Raw genomic sequence first — 18,810 nt, forward strand, 5'->3', positions numbered from 1 at the left:
GCGCTACACATTGAACCTGAAGTGCATGATATCGCCGTCTTGCACTACGTATTCTTTGCCCTCGATGCCCAGTTTACCGGCCTCGCGCACGGCGCTTTCGCTGCCATATTGCAGGTAATCTTCGTATTTGATGACCTCTGCACGGATGAAACCTTTCTCGAAATCGGTGTGTATAACGCCTGCGCATTGCGGCGCTTTCCACCCTTTATGATACGTCCATGCCTTTACTTCCATCTCTCCGGCGGTAATGAAAGTCTGCAAGTTCAACAAAGAATAGGCCTTTTTGATAAGTCTGTTTACGCCACTCTCGGCAAGTCCGAGTTCTTCGAGGAACATCTGCTTGTCTTCATAGCTGTCTAAAGAGGCGATATCCTCTTCGGTCTTTGCTGCAATTACAAGTGCCTCGGCGCCTTCTTCGGTAGCCATAGCCTCGACCTTTCGGCTGTATTCGTTGCCATTCTTGGCACTGTTCTCGTCTACATTGCACACATAAAGCACTGGTTTTGCAGTCAATAAGAACAGATCGTGCGCCACTTTCTGCTCTTCTTTGCTCTCGAAAGTTACGGTACGTGCATTCTGTCCCTTGTCGAGTGCTGCTTTGTAGGCCTCCAATACCGTTACGGCGATTTTGGCATCCTTATTGCCCGACGCTGCTATCTTTTGCTGTTTGCTCAGTTGGGCCTCTATTGTTTCGAGGTCTTTCAGCTGAAGTTCCGTGTCTATAACCTCTTTATCTTCGATCGGATCGACACTTGTACCGCCCTCGCGCACGATGTTTTCATCGTCGAAACAGCGAAGTACGTGGATAATAGCATCGGTTTCGCGGATGTTCCCGAGGAACTTGTTTCCCAAACCTTCGCCTTTCGACGCTCCTTTTACTAAGCCCGCGATGTCTACAATCTCGCAGGTAGCAGGCACGATACGGCCGGGATGCACGATTTCGGCCAACTTGTTGAGCCGTTCATCGGGCACTGTAATCACACCGATATTAGGTTCTATCGTGCAAAAAGGGAAGTTTGCCGCCTGTGCCTTGGCACTCGACAGGCAATTGAATAGTGTTGACTTGCCCACGTTCGGCAGTCCAACGATACCACATTTTAATGACATGTCTTAAAAAACAATTTTGTATCTGTTGTAAAGATGGTGCAAATCGGTCGTAATCAACTTTGTTTGAAATTGCCGAGCTGCCGCCTATCTGCTGCAAAGGTAGTGCTTTTAAGAGATAAATCAAAACAAACAGGTTGCTTTTTGCTGCGTATGGCATTGTTTGATGCCCTGCATGAGGTTGATAGATGCGGTGTTTATACCCCTTAGGCCTATTATCTAAGGAGCATAAATAGCCGATCTATCGGTAATAAAAGTGCATATTTGCGTAAAGAACTTGCCGGTATAATTTTTTGAAAATGGCAGAATAGGGGTTATAGCAGCATAATCTACTGGTATAGTTAGAATTATCTTGCCTTTAACTTCGGCCTAAAAGCTGTTCTTATCAATGCGCTTCGAGCCAGTTGCTGCCCCATCCTGCGTCGGCGACGAGAGGCACCCGTAGGGGATAGGCGTTCTGCATTTCTTCGAGAACGATGCGCTCTACCTTTTCTTTTTCATCAGGATAGACCGAGAAGTTGAGTTCGTCGTGCACCTGAAGGATGAGCTTCGAGTGGATATTTTCACGCTTGAAGCGGTCGGAAATGCGTATCATCGCCACCTTGATAATATCGGCTGCACTGCCTTGAATGGGTGCATTGATGGCATTGCGCTCCGCATAACCGCGCACAGTGGCATTGTGTGAGTTGATATCGGGTAGGTAACGACGGCGGTGGAAGAGCGTTTCGGCGTATCCTTTGGCACGTGCATCGGCCTTAGCCCTTTCCATGTATTCGTATACTTGCGGGAAAGTTTCGAAGTATCCTTCTATTAATTCCTTGGCTTCACGGTTGTCTATGTCTAATCTCTGTGCCAATCCGTAGGTCGTGATGCCGTAGATAATGCCGAAGTTGGCACGCTTTGCTTTGTTTCTTTCATCGCGCGTCACTTCTTCGATGGGCTTCTTATAGATTTTAGCTGCCGTGGCTGCGTGGATGTCATAGCCGTGCATGAAGGCTTCGATCATATTTTTGTCGCTGCTGAGATGTGCCATCACGCGTAGTTCTATCTGAGAATAGTCGGCCGAGAAGAACAAACAGCCGGGTTCGGGAATAAAGCATTTGCGTATTTCTTTGCCGTCTTCGCCCCTTACAGGGATATTCTGAAGGTTCGGATCGGACGAAGAAAGGCGACCGGTGGCCGTTATAGCCTGATTGAACGAGGTGTGTATGTGGCCTGTACGTGGGTTAATGAGCTTCGGGAGGGCATCAACATACGTGCCAAGCAGCTTTTTAAGCCCCCTATATTCAAGGATTTTGGCCACTATGGGTGATTTGTTTTCGAGTTGTTGCAGCACTTCTTCACTTGTAACAAACTGGCCTGTCTTGGTTTTCTTGGGCTTCTCGACGATCTTCATCTTACCGAAAAGAATGTCGCCGACCTGTTTTGGCGATGAAATGTTGAACTCTTCGCCGGCAAGCTGGTATATTTCGTGCTCGTAGTCTTGCATTCTTTTCGTGAGAATAGCCGATGTTTCGCGCAGTGAGTCGGTATCGATAACTACGCCGTTCATTTCGATTTCGGCCAATACAGGCATTAAAGGCATCTCGATGTTCCAAAATAAATCTTCGCATTCCATTTCCTTTAGCTTCGTTTCGAGCACGTTCTTGAGTTGCAAGGTAATGTCAGCGTCTTCGGCAGCATACTCATATACCTCTTTCGGATCGAGCTCGCGCATGCTTTTCTGGTTCTTTCCGCGAGGCCCTATCAGTTCGTCTATGTGAATTGTGCGGTAGTTGAGAAGCGTTTCGGCCATATAATCCATGTTATGACGCAGTTCGGGTTGGATAACGTAATGTGCCAACATGGTGTCGAACATTTTGCCTTTAAGCGTAACGCCATAATTGTGTAGTACTTCGAGATCGTACTTCAAATTTTGTCCCACTTTAAGGATATCGGGATTTTCGTATATGGGTTTGAATATATTAACAATCTTTTGTGCTTCTTGACGATTGGAAGGAATGGGCACATAAAATGCCTTTTTTTCTTCTACGGCAAAGCTCAATCCCACCAATTCGGCGTCGATAGGATTGGTAGATGTGGTTTCTGTGTCTAAACTTAGAATACTTTTTGTCCTAAAAAAGTCACATATATTGATGATATCCGTTTGGTTTTCAATAAGTTTATATTCATGTTGCACCGTTTTAACGGTCTCATAATTCGAGTATTTCGGCTCTTCAGGCCCGACGGGCGTAAATTCATGAAAGAGATCGAGCTGCGAGTTAGGCTCTTTTTTCTTATTTTCAGATTTGTTAAGTATTTTGTCTGCGAGCGATTTAAATTCCAATTCGGCGAAGAGTTCGCGCAGTTTATGCTCGTCGGGTGCCACGCGTTTCAATTCTTCCCAGTTCAGATCGATGGGCACATCGGTACGGATAGTTGCCAAAAACTTAGACATTTTGATGTCTTCAACGGCAGTCTCCACCTTCTCTTTCATTTTTCCTTTAAGGCTGTCTGTATGGGCTAACAGTTCTTCAATGCTTCCATATTCGCTGATGAGTTTGGCTGCAGTTTTCTCGCCCACGCCGGGGCAGCCCGGAAAGTTATCGGCCGAATCGCCCATAAGGGCCAACAGATCGATGACTTGTAGCGGAGATGTGATGCCGTACTTGGCCTCCACCTCCTTTTCGCCCAACACTTCGTAGCCGCCGCCATGCCGAGGTCGGTACATAAAAACGTGTTCCCCGATGAGCTGACCGTAATCTTTGTCGGGCGTAAGCATGTAGGTGTCTACCCCCGTGGCGCCCGCTTTCTTGGCCAAGGTGCCTATCACATCGTCGGCCTCGAAGCCTTCTACCTGCAGAATGGGTATGTTGAAAGCCCTCAAGATATCTTTGATGATAGGTACAGAGAGCTTGATATCTTCGGGTGTTTCTTCTCTCTGCGCTTTATATTCGGGGAAAGCATCGTGCCGAAAGGTCTTTCCGAGGTCGAAAGCCACACCGATATGTGTAGGATTTTCCTTGGTCAACACCTCGTTGAGCGTATTTACAAACCCCATGATCGCCGAAGTATTCAGCCCTTTAGAGTTAATTCGGGGCGAACGGATGAAGGCATAATACGAACGATATATAAGCGCATAGGCGTCAAGAAGAAACAGTTTGTCCATAATAATTATATGTTTATCGCGTAAAATTACTAAAAATTTATCACATTTACCGATAAAATGCGTATTTTTGTAACAAAATTTGAACGTGATATGGATTATTTATCCCTCATCAAAAAGCCTATTTATTCGGAGTTAGAAGATTTTACCAAACTATTCAATCAGTCGCTCAGTCACGACAGCGGACTGCTTTCGCAGGCGTTGGAACATATACGCAAGCGTGCCGGAAAGCGTATGCGACCGATGTTGATATTACTTATAGCGAAGAATTTCGGAGATATAACGCCGGTATCGCAGAATGCTGCCGTAGGTTTAGAGTTGCTCCACACGGCGAGTTTGGTGCACGACGATGTGGTAGATGAGAGCGGCGAGCGGCGCGGACAGGCTTCTGTCAATGCCACTTATAATAATAAAGTGGCTGTATTGGTGGGCGATTACATTCTTTCAACGGCACTTCTTTACGTGTCTTATACGCATTCTGAGACCATTGTGCGGTATCTTGCGCAGCTCGGTCGCACGCTTTCCGACGGCGAAATATTACAACTGTCGAACATACAAAACCGAGAGATTTCCGAAAAAGTGTACTATGAAGTGATTAAACAGAAAACCGCAGCGCTCTTCGAGGCCTGTGCCGGCATCGGTGCACTGTCTGCCCATGCGTCGGAAAGCGATGTAGAAGCAGCCAAAAAATTCGGTCAGAACCTCGGTATCATATTCCAGATACGCGATGACATCTTCGATTATTACGACTCAAAGGAGGTAGGTAAGCCTACGGGAAACGATATGTCGGAGGGAAAGTTGACGCTTCCGGTGATCTATGCGCTTAATTCTACGGGCGACAAAGCTATGATGGAACTTGCCAAGAAGGTAAAAGAACATAGCATAACTGCCGATGAGATAGCCGCTTTGGTGGCATTTACGAAGCAGCACGGAGGTATAGAGTATGCCGATAAGTGTATGTGGAAATTCCATGCCGAGGCACAGAAATTCATCGAAGAAAAGGTTTTGAACAGCGAGATTAAGCAGGCTCTTCAGGCTTATCTCGACTTTGTAATCGAACGGAAGAGCTAAAGCACGGATGATTGGTGAATGAATAAGGGAAGAGAGAGTGCCTCTATTTATTGTGAATGTGTTGCAAATGATGTTTTTACATTGCCTGTCTGACCGTTTCGGATAGGCAATGTAAGGGCTTTAGATGGTATATCTATAAGATGTGAAATTAGTGATTAGAGAAGAGGGATTGGCGATTAGGGATGGTTACATATAATTCTTTCGGATGAAAGATGGGGGGATGGTCCTGTTTGAATGAGCTAAATTTCTATGGAAACATGTGCTCATATCGCGATTATTCTTTTGGTGAAAGGGTGGGGGGAGGCTACCCCTTTTGTCTGATTTCTTATTTTATAAGACGAAACCTCCCCGCTCCACCTTCCTCATTTTTCCCTTATGCGGTTAAAAGAACGTTACTTCTTTGCCAACGATTTCGCTCAACAGCAGGTTCGTGAGACGGCTTGTGCCGAGACGGAACCACTTGTTGGTGAGCCATTTCTCGCCTAACACTTCTTTTACAATGGTGTAGTAGGTGAGTGCATCCATCACTGTATTGATGCCTCCTGCGGGTTTTAAACCAATCTGTATGCCCGTTTTGTCGTAATACTCCTTGATGGCTTGGCACATAACGTATGCGGCTTCGGGCGTTGCACTGACTTTTTCCTTGCCTGTAGAGGTCTTTATGTAGTCGGCACCGGCATACATAGCGAGGATAGAGGCTTTCTTTATGTTGCTTGAATTGCCGAGATCGCCCGTTTCAAGTATGACCTTCATGGGACATTCGCCGCATGCTTGCTTCATTTCTGCAATGTCATCGCACACTCCCTCGTAGTCCTCGCTTAGGAATTTGCCCACCGGCATCACGATATCTATCTCTGTAGCGCCGTCGTTTACGGCTAATGATGTCTCTGCAACCTTCACTTCCATGCGACTGAGCGACGATGGAAAGTTGCCGCACACGTTGACTATCTCTACGCCGTCTACCTCTAAGCTCTGTGAGATGAGCTCCGTAAATGCGGGATATGCACAAATAGTGGCCACATGCGGTAGGTTTGGGTACTCCGTATCGAACTTGTTCACCTTTTCTACGAGTGACAGAATGCTCTCGTTTGAGTCTGTTGTATGGAGCGAAGTGAGTTCTACACTGCCAAGAAGGAACTTCTTGGTCTCGATGTTATCGTTTTCGTGTACTTTCTCTGCGATGATTTTCTTTACTGCTTCGTGCACTTCGGCATCGCTGATATTGGTATTGTAAAGGGCAAGCGCCTCTTCGTACTTGTTTGTTTGCGGTGCGTGGTGGTGATGGTGGTGCTCGTGAGCATCGATGTCTTTTGTAATTGCCATAATAATTGCTTTTAAGTTTTAAGTTTAAAGTTTTGGATTATTCTTGTGACGTTGGGCATCTCGCGCGGTTTTCTTGTCGAAACTCTTCTGCAGTTCGGCGGTAAGATCGACGCCGGTTTGGTTGGCAAGGCAGATAAGTACCCAAAGTATGTCGGCCATCTCTTCTCCCAAATTGTCTTTTTCGCCTTGTTTGAAGCTTTGATCACCGTATTTTCGCGACATTACACGGGCCAGTTCGCCCACTTCTTCGGTAAGGATGGTCATGTTGGTAAGTTCGCTGAAATAGCGTACACCTATGGTCTTTATCCATTGGTCTACAGCTTCTTGTGCCTCTTTTATCGTCATATTGCGGAATATTATTTAGTGTTATAAACGGTTTATGCCGTAGCAATGTCCGATATGTGATACTATCGGTGGTTGAATGTGGGGCAAATGCCGTTGTAGATATGGCTTTTAAGTCTGCAAGGCATACTGTTTTCCTCTCTTTTTGGGAGGGAATGGAAGAGATGCCTGCTCACTCTTTCTGCTTCGTATCCATGCAAATGGTTACCGGTCCGTCGTTGGTAAGCGTCACTTTCATATCGGCTCCGAACGTTCCTGTGCCTACCTGTTTGCCCAATGCTACCGACATTTTACGGCAAAATTCGTCGTATAGCGGAATTGAAATATCGTGTTTGGCGGCGTGTAGCCACGATGGACGGTTGCCTTTTTTATAACTTGCCATTAATGTAAACTGGCTTACAACGATGATTTCGCCGCCAACATCGATGATAGAGCGGTTCATTACGCCCTGTTCATCATCGAAGATACGCAGGGCAATAACCTTTTTAACGAGCCAGTCTATATCGTTTGACGTGTCGTTTTCGCCGATACCCAAGAGGATGAGATAACCTCTGCCGATGGAAGATTTAACGTTTTCGCCGATCGTTACCGACGCACAGCTAACTCTTTGTATCACAATTCTCATTTTACAAAGATATTGTTTTTTGACAAATGTACCAAATTATAACGCGAAAATCCCGCCGACAACACCTGTGTCGGCGGGATTTGTGAGTTTTATCTCAATTGAGAATTACACTTTAAAGAGCTTTATGAGCGTTTCGGCATCGGTGCCTTCGCATACTTTAGCCTCACTTGCGGGTATATATTTGAAGTCGGCATAGCGGAAAGCCATGGCGGCTGCAAACTGATTATCGTGCGAATGGCAGAGCTCTATGCGTATATTGCCAAGACTCTGTGGACTGAACGGTGCTTTTCCTTTCATCTTCTCAGCCATTTCTGCGGTGGGGAGATGAAGCAATTTTACCAGTTCTTCACCGGCTTCTCCAGTAAAATGAAAGATGGATATCTTTACAGGACTGCCGGTTTTTGTATAGGTTACTTTTGTTCCGAGCCACAATGATTTCTTGATTTCGATATTCTTGTTGGAAGAAATGGCATCGGCCATCTTCAATGATTTTATGTTAGCCATAATTTATATTATCTTTTTGAGGTAAATAATTGGATGGGCAAGCAGGTTTTGCATGCCGTTTTAAGGGTGTTTCAAAAAGGGAATTATGTCTAACGAATGATATGCCGCAAGGCGAAAACATAATAATCGCTTGAGGCATTTGCAGGGATGGGCGTTATTAATAAATACCCATAACCTGATTTTCTTTTGATAGTTAATGAGTTATGTTTATTGCCAAATGGCAGCTTTTCGTTTGGTCGTTGAGGATTGGGACCGTGGTTGGATAGGATACGTTGTGGGCGCAGCGTTTCTGTTTGCAGTCTTTCGGAGGTATCATCAAGAACGCTTTGAGGCGTCTGTTGCTCGTCTGTGCCATTTGCCCGCAGGTTATATTTTGTATTTCCCTTTACTTTATCGTTTGTAACGATTGGTGTTTGTTTTTCCGTATCGGGCTGCTGATTGCGATAGGCACGGCATTCTGCTTGACAGTATGTAGCCATCAGAAAAGTAAGGAGCAGAATGTGAGCAAATCGTTTCATATTTTTATTGCTTTTGACGGGTGGGAACGTTTATTTTTTAATGTATTTATCGGGGTGAAAATGGTTATAGATAATTTTGGCTTTCAATGCACCTATTTCTTTTGTAAGTCCTTGTATATCAGTTGCTTTTACCTTCTTTACAGTCTTGAATGCCTTGATAAGCGTTTCTTTCGTCTTTGTACCGATGCCTTTTATATCGTCTAACTCGCTGTGGAGGGCATGCTTGGAGCGCTTGTCGCGATGGAAAGTGATGGCAAAACGATGTACTTCGTCTTGTATATGCGTAAGGGAATGGAATAATTCGCTGTCTGTTTTTAGGCCGATTACTTGGGGTGGGAACCCAAAAAGCAGTTCATTGGTGCGATGGTGGTCGTCTTTAGCCAGCCCGGCAATGGGGATTTGCAGTCCTAATTCGTCTTCTACCACCTCTCTAACTACTTCCATCTGCCCTTTCCCTCCATCTGTGATGATAAGATCGGGTAGGGGTGTACCTTCTTCTTTCATCCTGTTGTATCTGCGTCTTACCACTTCTTTCATAGAAGCATAGTCGTCTGGTCCATCTACAGTTTTGATATTGTATTTACGGTAATCCTTTTTAGAGGGTTTCATCCCTTTGAATACGATGCATCCGGCCACGGCATCGGTGCCCGATATGTTGGAATTATCGAAGCATTCTATTTGGTATGGCAGCTTCGGGAGGTTGAGTTTCTCCTGTAATTCTTTCATTAAACGTGTCTGTTTTTGCTCGGGATTCAGCTTTTCAGATTGCTTCAAGCGGTCGAATTTATATTGCTTGCCGTTCATCTCAGATAGCTCTAACAGATGTTTTTTATCGCCCCGTTGAGGAACGAAGAAAGTGGCGTCTTTGATTTTCCATTCCATTTCGAAAGGTACGATGATCTCTTTGGCGGTGCTTTTGAACCGTTCTCTGATTTCAGGAATAGCAGTTATCAGCAATTCTTTGTTGTTCTCATCCAGTTTCCGCTTATATTCAAAGGTGAAGCTCTGATTGATGGTGCCGTTCTTTACATGGATATAGTTGATGTAGGCATTATTTTTCAGGTCATCGTCTACGATGGTGAAGACGTCTACATCGTTGATGGAATAGCTTACGACCTCGCTTTTAGCAACGAAATTCTCAATTAGTGTGTATCTTTGTTTTAATGCCTCGGCCTCTTCGAACTTTAATTCAGCAGCTTTCTCCTGCATTAATTTGAAGATATAATTGCTTACCTCACGAGTATTTCCCTTAAGAATTTCGCGGGCTTGTTTAATGTTTTCTTGATATTCTTCGTAGCTCTGTTTGCCGATGCATGGCGCATTACAGTTATGGATATGATATTCTAAGCACGCTTTATACTTGTGATTTTCAATCCCTTCGCGTGTAATAGGAAACCTACATGTACGAGGTTTGTAGAGTTTGTTGATGAGATTGAGCACCGCGTTCATGCTTGAAAGGTTGCTATATGGACCGTAATAAGTGCCGAAACGTTTGTTTATCGTTCTTGTCTTGAATATCCTTGGTAGGTATTCGTTGGTTATGCAGATGCTGGGATAGGTCTTTCCGTCTTTCAGAAGTACATTGTAGCGGGGATTGTATTTCTTGATAAGGCTGTTTTCCAGTAGAAGTGCGTCTTCTTCTGTGTTGACAACAGTGTAAGATATATCATATATTCTTGAAACAAGGACCTTGGTTTTGAAACGATCAACCTCTTTATGAAAGTAAGAAGATACGCGAGTTTTAAGCCTTTTTGCTTTGCCTACATATATTATGTGGTGGTTCTCGTCGTAGAACTGATAGCTTCCGGGCTTTTCAGGCATACTTAAAACAATGCTTTTTAAGTGTGTCAGTCGCTTTTCGTTTTCTTCTTTTGTCATCTTATATGTCCTTTGTATAAAGGCTATACGGGTATCTTTGTTTCACGTGAAACATAAAATGCGTGTAGTGTTGATGATATGTTTATTTTGTATATATTCGAGTTGTGAAAGTTGCATGCTCTTTGTTGAATGGGTAGAAGTCTATAGTATTGTTCTTTTGTGCATATTTTGATTTGTGAATATCGTGCAAAAAGCGGAGGTCAAATCTGTATCAAGGAAGTAATCTCGATATCTTTGTCGAAAGAATCTCTTCCATTTAATCCTTCATTAGTTAACTCTATGATGAAATTACAGTATATCTTTTTAGGCTTAAACTTCTTAACTAAGTCGCATGCCGCCTTCATTGTGCCTCCTGTTGCAAGTAAGTCATCGTGTAAAAGAATTATGTCATTTTCGTCTATTGCATCCTTGTGTATCTCAATGGTGTCTATTCCATACTCTTTAGCGTAGCTCTCTTGCACGGTTTCACAAGGCAACTTTCCGGGCTTCCTACACAAAACAATACCGGCATTCAGTTTGATTGCTACTGCTGAAGACATGACAAACCCTCGACTTTCTATTCCTACAATTTTGGTAATACCTTTGTCTTTATAGAGATCATACATCTCTTCGCAGATCGTTTTTAAGCATTTAGCGTTTTTAAAGAGAGTGGTCACGTCCCTAAAATTTACCCCTTTTATCGGCCAATCTGGTATGCAACGCAGATTGTCGAGTAATAGTTTGTTGTTCATTTCTAATTGTTTGTAAGTTTATCTTATTACTTTGTTGTTTCACGTGAAACCATTTGTTCTTGAAATTCACATCCTTTATCTTCCTAAGAGAATTAGAAGAACATTGATATCACTTGGGGATATCCCCGGTATACGACTTGCTTGTGCCAATGTTTCTGGGTTTATTCGTTCTAATTTTTGTCGGGCTTCAGTGGATAGCTCATGAAGTTCCTTATATTTGAAGCGGTCTTTTATCTTAATATCTTCCAGTCGTCGCATTTTTTCTGCTATCATTCTTTCGCGTTCGATATAACCTTTATATTTGATATTTATTTCGGAGGCTTCGATAATTTCTTCTTTTCGGTTTGTTGGAGTGTTGATAATTTCTTTCAATTCGGGGATGAAATTTGCCAAATATTTTAATCCTACTTGTGGTCTTCCGATAAGATCAGAAATTTTGCAGCCCATTCTAAGTGGAGTCGTACCAATGGCTCCGAGTGCAGAGTTTATATCTTTTGCTTTCACGGAGGTATTGTTACAATAATTTAAAATATGCTTTATTGCATTTTTCTTTTCAATCCACCAATCATATCGGTCTTTTTTTGCTAACCCGAGTGTATAAGATTTTTCTGTTAGACGAGCATCTGCATCATCTTGTCTTAACAATATGCGGTATTCTGCTCTTGAAGTAAACATGCGATATGGTTCGTCTACGCCTTTTGTTGTGAGATCGTCGATAAGTACACCGATATAACTTTCGTCTCGTTTCATCACGAAAGGTTCCGCATTTGTACAATGCAGTGCAGCATTTACGCCAGCCACGAGTCCTTGTCCACCTGCTTCTTCGTATCCGGTAGTACCGTTTACTTGTCCTGCAAAGAATAATCCTGCAATTATCTTCGATTCCAACGAGTGTTTGAGCTGCGTAGGATCAAAATAATCATACTCTATTGCATACCCCGGACGATAAATCTTTGCATCCCTTAATGCAGGAATTTGATGGATAGCTTTTAACTGGACATCCATTGGCATACTCGAAGAAAATCCATTTAGATACATTTCGTTGGTATCTTCTCCCTCCGGTTCGAGAAATAATGGATGCTGGTCTTTGTCAGGAAATGTAACAAGTTTAGTTTCTATAGATGGACAATAACGCGGCCCGATACTTTGAATTTGCCCGTTGAAAAGGGGGGAATCTGCAAGTCCTTGGTGTAAAATATCATGGCATTCCTTGGTAGTGTAGCATGTCCAGCAGGGTAGTTGTCTCAACACACGATAATTACCCATGTAACTGAATTGATGAAAATCATTCTCGCCGGGTTGTATTTCCATCTCTTCAAAGTGCACACTTCGCTTATCTATACGTACAGGAGTTCCGGTTTTCATCCGTTCTGCTCGGATACCCCATCGAGTTATACTTTCCGTAAAGTTGGGTACAGCCGGCTCTGCGCATCGTCCGCCCGTAACTTGATGTCTGCCTATGTGCATCAAACCATTTAGGAAAGTACCGGCAGTGATGATAATACTTTTGGCGCGAAGTTCTACTCCCCATATTGTTTTGATGCCTACAGCCTCGTTGTTTTTTACAATAAGTTCGTTAGCTTGGTCTTGCCAAATAGATAGGTTCGGGGTATTATCGAGGATTTGCCTCCATTTCCAAATGAATTTCTCACGGTCACACTGGGCTCGCGGTGACCATACGGCAGGACCTTTGCCCTTATTAAGCATTCTAAACTGTATAGCTGTTTCGTCGGTTACGTGCCCCATCTGTCCTCCTAAGGCATCGATTTCGCGTACGATTTGCCCTTTTGCAATACCACCTACGGCAGGATTACAACTCATTTGTGCTATTTTATTCATGTCCATGGTAACAAGACACGTGTCGGCTCCCATGTTTGCCGAAGCGGTTGCAGCTTCACACCCTGCATGACCTCCTCCCACGACAATCACATCATACTTAAATATCATCATCATTATTTTCGGCAAAAGTAAGCATTTAAATCGAATTTTTACGCTGCTTCATAATAAAAGAATAAACAAAACGAAAATATATCTATATTCTGCTATTTGTTAGTATCCTTATAAATTGTTGTTTATCAATTAAATATGATTGTTTTACTTGTAACGGAAACGACGCAGATATAATGAAAAGGCGTGTGTTGGATATTCTTCCAGTAAAATATATTTATTATACAATAATGGTATAGGCTTTTTTCTGTTATGCTGTATCGTTGATAGAAAGTATATATACGTCTATTGGGAGATGGGTGTAAGATGAAAAGATATCTTGTTCACACGAGATTTTATTATTATGCTGCCAGCTTTTTCCTCGCTGTAACAGATTTATAATCAATGGTTTTTTACTGTTATGACAATATGAAAAGAAAATAATGAAAACATATAAATGTATGTAGGAAGATGCTATTTTACCTCCATATTATTATCTAAAACTTTCGTAACCCATCGACAAGAACAAATTTGTTGTATAAAACTTGTGCCGAACTCGGGTAAATTTTATAGAAATTGCTTTGAATTATCATCAAAATGTAGTATTTTTGCAGTCCATTGATGTACTTGCAATACCTACAATAAGGTATTGTGGCCGTTTGATTTTATGGATGTAAGATAAGTTATGTCTGTATGTTAATACGATTATTATAACAATTAAATATTAAAAATCAATCATTTATGTGGTTAATCAATTCAACTATTGGTAGGAAAGTAGTAATGTCGCTTACCGGTGTTGCACTTATTCTATTCTTGACATTCCACTTGTGCATGAATCTTGTTGCACTCTTTTCGGGAGAAGCCTATAATAAGATTTGTGAACTGCTCGGTGCCAATTGGTATGCAGTGGTAGCTACAATCGGCTTGGCAGCACTTGCCGTATGCCACATTGTATATGCATTTATCCTGACAGCACAGAACCGTATTGCCCGTGGAACAGAACGTTATGCAGTTGTGGCAAGACCAGAAAAGGTAGAATGGGCCTCGCAGAACATGCTTGTTTTGGGAATTATCGTTCTTCTCGGCTTATTGTTACATGTGTTTAACTTTTGGTACAACATGATGTTTGCCGAAATCTTCGGTCTGATGAGAGCATATTCTCCTTCTGACGGTTTTGCTTACATTCAGGATACTTTTGCTAATCCTGTGTATGTAGTGCTCTATGTTATTTGGATTGTAGCCATTTGGTTTCATCTTTCTCACGGTTTTTGGAGTGCAATGCAAACATTGGGAGTAAACGGTAAGATTTGGTTCAATCGTTGGAAAATGATCGGTCTTATTTATTCTACTCTTTTGATGTTTGGTTTTCTTATTGTGGTTTTAGCATTCGCATTCGGATGTGCCCCAAGTCTTTGTCATGCTTAATAATACTGTAAAAATATAAATTATGGCTAATCAAATAGATTCAAGAATTCCGGAAGGCCCTTTGGCTGAGAAATGGACTAACTATAAAGCTCATCAGAAATTGGTTAACCCTGCGAACAAGCGTAAGCTTGATATAATAGTTGTAGGTACCGGTCTTGCAGGCGCATCTGCCGCTGCTTCACTCGGCGAGATGGGTTTTCATGTAATTAACTTATGTATACAAGATTCTCCTCGTCGGGCTCATTCTATTGCAGCACAAGGAGGTATCAATGCTGCAAAGAACTATCAGAACGATGGCGATGCCGTATATCGTCTTTTCTACGATACGATCAAAGGTGGCGACTATCGTGCCCGTGAGGCGAATGTGTATCGTTTGGCAGAAGTAAGTGCCGACATCATCGATCAATGTGTAGCACAAGGTGTGCCTTTTGCACGTGAATATGGAGGTATGCTTGCCAACCGTTCTTTCGGTGGTGTGCAGGTTTGTCGTACATTTTATGCCAAAGGACAGACTGGTCAGCAGTTGCTTCTCGGTGCTTATTCTGCATTGAGTCGTCAGGTTCATGAGGGTACAGTCGAACTCTATACACGTTATGAGATGGAAGATGTTGTTATCATCGATGGCAGAGCACGTGGTATTATTGCCAAAGACTTGGTTTCCGGCAAACTTGTTCGGTTCTCTGCCCATGCGGTATGTATTGCAACAGGAGGCTATGGAAATGCTTATTTCCTTTCTACCAATGCTATGGGATGCAATTGCACCGCAGCCGTAGCATGTTATCGTAAGGGCGCTTATTTTGCCAATCCTGCATTTGTACAAATTCATCCTACCTGTATTCCTGTGCATGGTGACAAGCAATCCAAGCTTACGCTGATGTCGGAATCGCTCCGTAACGATGGGCGTATATGGGTTCCGAAAAAGATTGAAGATGCCAAGGCATTGCAAGCAGGAACGCTTCAGGGTAGAGATATTCCTGAAGAAGACCGCGATTATTATTTGGAACGTCGCTATCCTGCATTCGGAAACTTGGTTCCCCGTGACGTTGCATCGCGTGCAGCAAAAGAGCGTTGCGATAAAGGTTTCGGTGTAAATAATACAGGGTTAGCCGTGTACCTCGACTTTTCAGAGGCTATACAGCGCCTTGGTAAGAACGTTGTTGAGCAGCGTTATGGTAACCTTTTCGATATGTACGAAGAAATTACCGATGTAAATCCGTACGAAAATCCGATGATGATTTATCCGGCTATCCACTATACTATGGGCGGTATTTGGGTAGACTATGAACTACAGACATCCATTAAGGGACTCTTTGCCCTTGGCGAATGCAACTTCTCAGACCATGGTGCCAACCGTCTTGGTGCTTCTGCTCTGATGCAGGGACTTGCTGATGGTTACTTTGTCATTCCTTATACCATGCAGAACTACCTGAGCGACCAGATTACTGTACCCCGTTTTTCAACCGATCTTCCCGAATTTGAAGAAGCTGAAAAAGCCGTGCAGGAACAGATCGACAAACTTATGTCAATCAAAGGAACCCGCAGTGTAGATTCCATTCATAAAGAACTCGGTCACATCATGTGGGAGTATGTTGGCATGGGGCGTACAAAAGAAGGCCTTGAAACGGGCTTGAAGAAGATGAAAGAACTCCGCAAAGAGTTTTGGAACAATGTGCGTATTCCGGGCAGTAAGGAAGGATTGAATGTAGAACTCGACAAGGCAATCCACTTGCGCGACTTTATCACGATGGGTGAGTTGGTGGCTTATGATGCGTTGAACCGTAATGAGAGCTGCGGAGGACACTTCCGTGAAGAGTCTCAGACCGAGGAAGGCGAGGCTAAGCGCGATGATGAAAACTACATGTACGTAGCATGTTGGAAATACAATGGTTCCGACGAGGCGGCTCCCGAGTTGCTGAAAGAAGACCTCAATTACCAATATATTAAGGTCCAGACCAGAAATTATAAGAGTTAATTCCATAATAGCATAAAGATAATACAATGGACAAAAATATAAGTTTCACACTTAAAGTGTGGCGTCAGAATGGACCTAAGGCTAAAGGTCATTTCGATACGTTCGAGATGAAAGATATTCCCGGCGATACATCTTTCCTCGAAATGTTGGATATTTTGAACGAACAGCTCATCGAGGATAACAAAGAACCGTTTGTATTCGACCATGATTGTCGCGAAGGAATTTGCGGAATGTGTTCGCTCTATATCAACGGACACCCTCATGGGCCTGCTACCGGTGCAACTACATGCCAGCTCTACATGCGTCGGTTCAGCGATGGAGACGTGATAACTGTCGAGCCGTGGCGTTCGGCAGCTTTCCCTGTCATTAAAGACTGCATGGTAGATCGCGGTGCTTTCGATAAGATTATCCAAGCAGGCGGTTATGTTTCCGTACGTACAGGGCAGCCGCAAGATGCCAATGCCATTCTCATACCGAAAGAAAATGCCGACGAAGCCATGGATTGTGCTACTTGTATCGGTTGCGGGGCATGCGTTGCAGCTTGCAAGAATGGTTCGGCCATGCTCTTTGTAAGTTCGAAAGTAAGCCAGTTGGCATTACTTCCGCAGGGGCGTCCCGAGGCAGCTCGTCGTGCTAAAGCCATGGTAATGAAGATGGAGGAGCTCGGTTTTGGTAACTGTACCAATACCCGTGCTTGCGAAGCAGAGTGCCCCAAGAACGAATCTATTGCGAATATCGCACGCTTGAATCGCGAGTTTATCGTTGCCAAGCTCAACGATTGATTATAAAATATTGTATCTATACCCATCCTTCTATCCATGTTTGTAATGGATAGAGGGATTTTTTTGTATCTTTATTTGCCGTATCTGTTGCCGATAGATGGTATGCCTGTTGGGGATAGGTGTATTATTTATTACCTTTTTACCTTTCTATTTCTTTACCTTTAGATTTGCCCTTTTATCTTTATTCGGGATATTCGAGGTTAGCATCCGTTATGTTTTCGAGCACTTCTTCGAGGAATTTACGGGCTTCCCAGCGTGCCATAGGCAAATCGTGCAGCAAGTAATTGCCGCAATCTTTGGCCTTTGCGCCCGGTATCTCGCCCTCATATTCGGCTATGAAGCGGAATGTACGCCTCATCAACAGCAATATGTCGCGGCTACTTAGGTCGCCTTTCAGCAACAGATAGTTGCCTGTGAGGCATCCCATAGGCCCCCAGTAGATGATTTTGTCCCTCCATTCGGCGTCGTTCCTTAGGTATGTCGCCGCCAGATGCTCCATAGCGTGGATAGCTCCGTTATGAAGAACCGGCTCGCGGTTGGGCTCTTTCATGCGTATGTCGAACGTTGTAACGACTTCTCCGCCTACTTTGTCTTTGCGACTTACGTAAATTCCCCGCAACAGTTTGTTGTGGTCGATTGTAAAACTCGGTATCTTATCCATTGTTGTTTGTTCTCCTAAACATGGCTTGTAGTGCATGCGGCATACCTATGGGGGAGAAATGTATGCCTTGAATGTTTATAATATCGATAATTAAAGTGCCAAGCGTTCCAAGAATTGCTTGGTTACGTTGAAGGAACCTTCGGCCATTCGTTCCCAAAAGTCGTAATATTGTGCAGCTTTGTTATCCTTTAGAGGCACATCGCTGATAATGCGGAACGATATAAAGGGTGTATGATAAATGTGACAAGTCTGCGCTATGGAGCAGCTTTCCATATCCACTGCCAAGGCTTCAGGAAACTTATCGAGTATTTGCACCATCTTTTCACGACTGTCTACAAACCATTCTCCGCTCACTATCAGGCCTGCATGAATAGGTGTAGTACAACGAATGTCGAGTGCAATAGCCGTGAATTGCTCCGGTGAACGGAATTTCGTCGGCATTCCCATTACCTGTCCGTACTCGCATTCGCTACCGCAATAGGCGTCATGGTAGGCATATTCCGTGCCTACAACTACCTCCGTAACGTTCAAGGCGGTCGAGGCGCCGCCTGCAACCCCCGAAGATACAACGAGATCAGGGTGGTAATTGTCGATCATTTCTACAGCTCCGATGGCAGCGTTTACCTTTCCTATGCCGCATTGCTGCATGATAATCCGGTTTTGGGCGATGGTTCCGAGCACGAAATCCTTATGATTCCGATGTTCTGTACGGCTGTCTGAGAGCAACGAACGGAGCTGTGCAAACTCCTTATCCATTGCAACTATTATTCCTATTTTCATAATATATACCCTATTTTACCTGC

At 43.6% G+C, this 18,810-nt stretch carries 16 protein-coding genes; 4 read left to right on the forward strand and 12 right to left on the reverse strand.

What is annotated here, in order from left to right:
* Positions 1-3: 3 nt before the first annotated feature.
* Both ychF and polA read right to left on the reverse strand, forming a co-directional pair.
* Entirely contained in the window at positions 4-1,107 is a 1,104-nt protein-coding gene (ychF, locus tag HMPREF0663_RS04930; RefSeq protein ID WP_004369157.1) for a redox-regulated ATPase YchF, read from the reverse strand.
* A 382-nt stretch (positions 1,108-1,489) separates the two neighbouring features.
* Entirely contained in the window at positions 1,490-4,252 is a 2,763-nt protein-coding gene (gene polA, locus HMPREF0663_RS04935) for a DNA polymerase I (RefSeq protein ID WP_004369158.1), read from the reverse strand.
* A 90-nt stretch (positions 4,253-4,342) separates the two neighbouring features.
* Here polA and HMPREF0663_RS04940 point away from each other — a divergent pair, with 90 nt between their 5' ends.
* A complete protein-coding gene (locus HMPREF0663_RS04940) occupies positions 4,343-5,320 on the forward strand; it encodes a polyprenyl synthetase family protein (protein WP_016665437.1) in 978 nt (325 codons plus the stop codon).
* A 381-nt stretch (positions 5,321-5,701) separates the two neighbouring features.
* Here HMPREF0663_RS04940 and deoC read toward each other — a convergent pair whose 3' ends face one another.
* The 8 genes from deoC to mnmG all read right to left on the reverse strand — a co-directional run bounded on the left by deoC (position 5,702) and on the right by mnmG (position 13,188).
* Complete coding sequence (deoC, locus tag HMPREF0663_RS04945; RefSeq protein ID WP_004369160.1) at positions 5,702-6,643, reverse strand: deoxyribose-phosphate aldolase; 942 nt, start codon at positions 6,641-6,643, stop codon at positions 5,702-5,704.
* Between the two features lie 24 nt (positions 6,644-6,667).
* On the reverse strand, positions 6,668-6,988 hold the full coding sequence (locus HMPREF0663_RS04950; protein WP_004369161.1) for a nucleotide pyrophosphohydrolase: 321 nt from the start codon (positions 6,986-6,988) through the stop codon (positions 6,668-6,670).
* A gap of 169 nt (positions 6,989-7,157) precedes the next feature.
* The gene (gene dtd / locus HMPREF0663_RS04955) at positions 7,158-7,610 is read right to left on the reverse strand and encodes a D-aminoacyl-tRNA deacylase (protein ID WP_004369162.1); all 453 of its coding nucleotides are present in this window, start codon (positions 7,608-7,610) and stop codon (positions 7,158-7,160) included.
* A gap of 105 nt (positions 7,611-7,715) precedes the next feature.
* Positions 7,716-8,114 carry a hypothetical protein gene (locus HMPREF0663_RS04960; RefSeq protein ID WP_004369163.1) on the reverse strand — a complete coding sequence of 133 codons (399 nt, stop codon included), beginning with the start codon at positions 8,112-8,114 and terminating at the stop codon, positions 7,716-7,718.
* A gap of 89 nt (positions 8,115-8,203) precedes the next feature.
* Positions 8,204-8,632 carry a DUF8440 family protein gene (locus tag HMPREF0663_RS04965; protein ID WP_004369165.1) on the reverse strand — a complete coding sequence of 143 codons (429 nt, stop codon included), beginning with the start codon at positions 8,630-8,632 and terminating at the stop codon, positions 8,204-8,206.
* A 30-nt stretch (positions 8,633-8,662) separates the two neighbouring features.
* A complete protein-coding gene (gene uvrC, locus HMPREF0663_RS04970) occupies positions 8,663-10,510 on the reverse strand; it encodes an excinuclease ABC subunit UvrC (RefSeq protein WP_004369167.1) in 1,848 nt (615 codons plus the stop codon).
* Between the two features lie 200 nt (positions 10,511-10,710).
* The gene (locus tag HMPREF0663_RS04975; RefSeq protein ID WP_004369169.1) at positions 10,711-11,241 is read right to left on the reverse strand and encodes an adenine phosphoribosyltransferase; all 531 of its coding nucleotides are present in this window, start codon (positions 11,239-11,241) and stop codon (positions 10,711-10,713) included.
* Between the two features lie 75 nt (positions 11,242-11,316).
* The gene (gene mnmG / locus HMPREF0663_RS04980) at positions 11,317-13,188 is read right to left on the reverse strand and encodes a tRNA uridine-5-carboxymethylaminomethyl(34) synthesis enzyme MnmG (RefSeq protein ID WP_040560371.1); all 1,872 of its coding nucleotides are present in this window, start codon (positions 13,186-13,188) and stop codon (positions 11,317-11,319) included.
* A gap of 720 nt (positions 13,189-13,908) precedes the next feature.
* Between mnmG and HMPREF0663_RS04985 the strand changes: the two genes are divergently transcribed.
* Genes HMPREF0663_RS04985 through HMPREF0663_RS04995 form a run of 3 tightly spaced genes read left to right on the forward strand, consistent with a single transcriptional unit; the run spans position 13,909 to position 17,346 of the window.
* A complete protein-coding gene (locus HMPREF0663_RS04985) occupies positions 13,909-14,592 on the forward strand; it encodes a succinate dehydrogenase/fumarate reductase cytochrome b subunit (RefSeq protein WP_004369175.1) in 684 nt (227 codons plus the stop codon).
* 22 nt (positions 14,593-14,614) lie between these two features.
* Complete coding sequence (locus HMPREF0663_RS04990) at positions 14,615-16,564, forward strand: fumarate reductase/succinate dehydrogenase flavoprotein subunit (RefSeq protein WP_004369177.1); 1,950 nt, start codon at positions 14,615-14,617, stop codon at positions 16,562-16,564.
* A gap of 26 nt (positions 16,565-16,590) precedes the next feature.
* Positions 16,591-17,346 (forward strand): succinate dehydrogenase/fumarate reductase iron-sulfur subunit, encoded by a 756-nt coding sequence (locus tag HMPREF0663_RS04995; RefSeq protein WP_004369178.1) that lies wholly within the window; start codon positions 16,591-16,593, stop codon positions 17,344-17,346.
* Positions 17,347-17,527: 181 nt separating this feature from the next.
* Here the strand turns inward: HMPREF0663_RS04995 and HMPREF0663_RS05000 are convergent, their stop codons facing one another.
* Positions 17,528-18,007 carry an S-ribosylhomocysteine lyase gene (locus tag HMPREF0663_RS05000; protein WP_004369180.1) on the reverse strand — a complete coding sequence of 160 codons (480 nt, stop codon included), beginning with the start codon at positions 18,005-18,007 and terminating at the stop codon, positions 17,528-17,530.
* A gap of 90 nt (positions 18,008-18,097) precedes the next feature.
* Positions 18,098-18,787, reverse strand: coding sequence for a 5'-methylthioadenosine/adenosylhomocysteine nucleosidase (locus tag HMPREF0663_RS05005; RefSeq protein ID WP_004369181.1), 690 nt, complete (start codon positions 18,785-18,787; stop codon positions 18,098-18,100).
* Positions 18,788-18,810: the final 23 nt, after the last annotated feature.

The sequence above is a fragment of the Hoylesella oralis ATCC 33269 genome (assembly GCF_000185145.2).
Classification (GTDB): domain Bacteria; phylum Bacteroidota; class Bacteroidia; order Bacteroidales; family Bacteroidaceae; genus Prevotella; species Prevotella phocaeensis.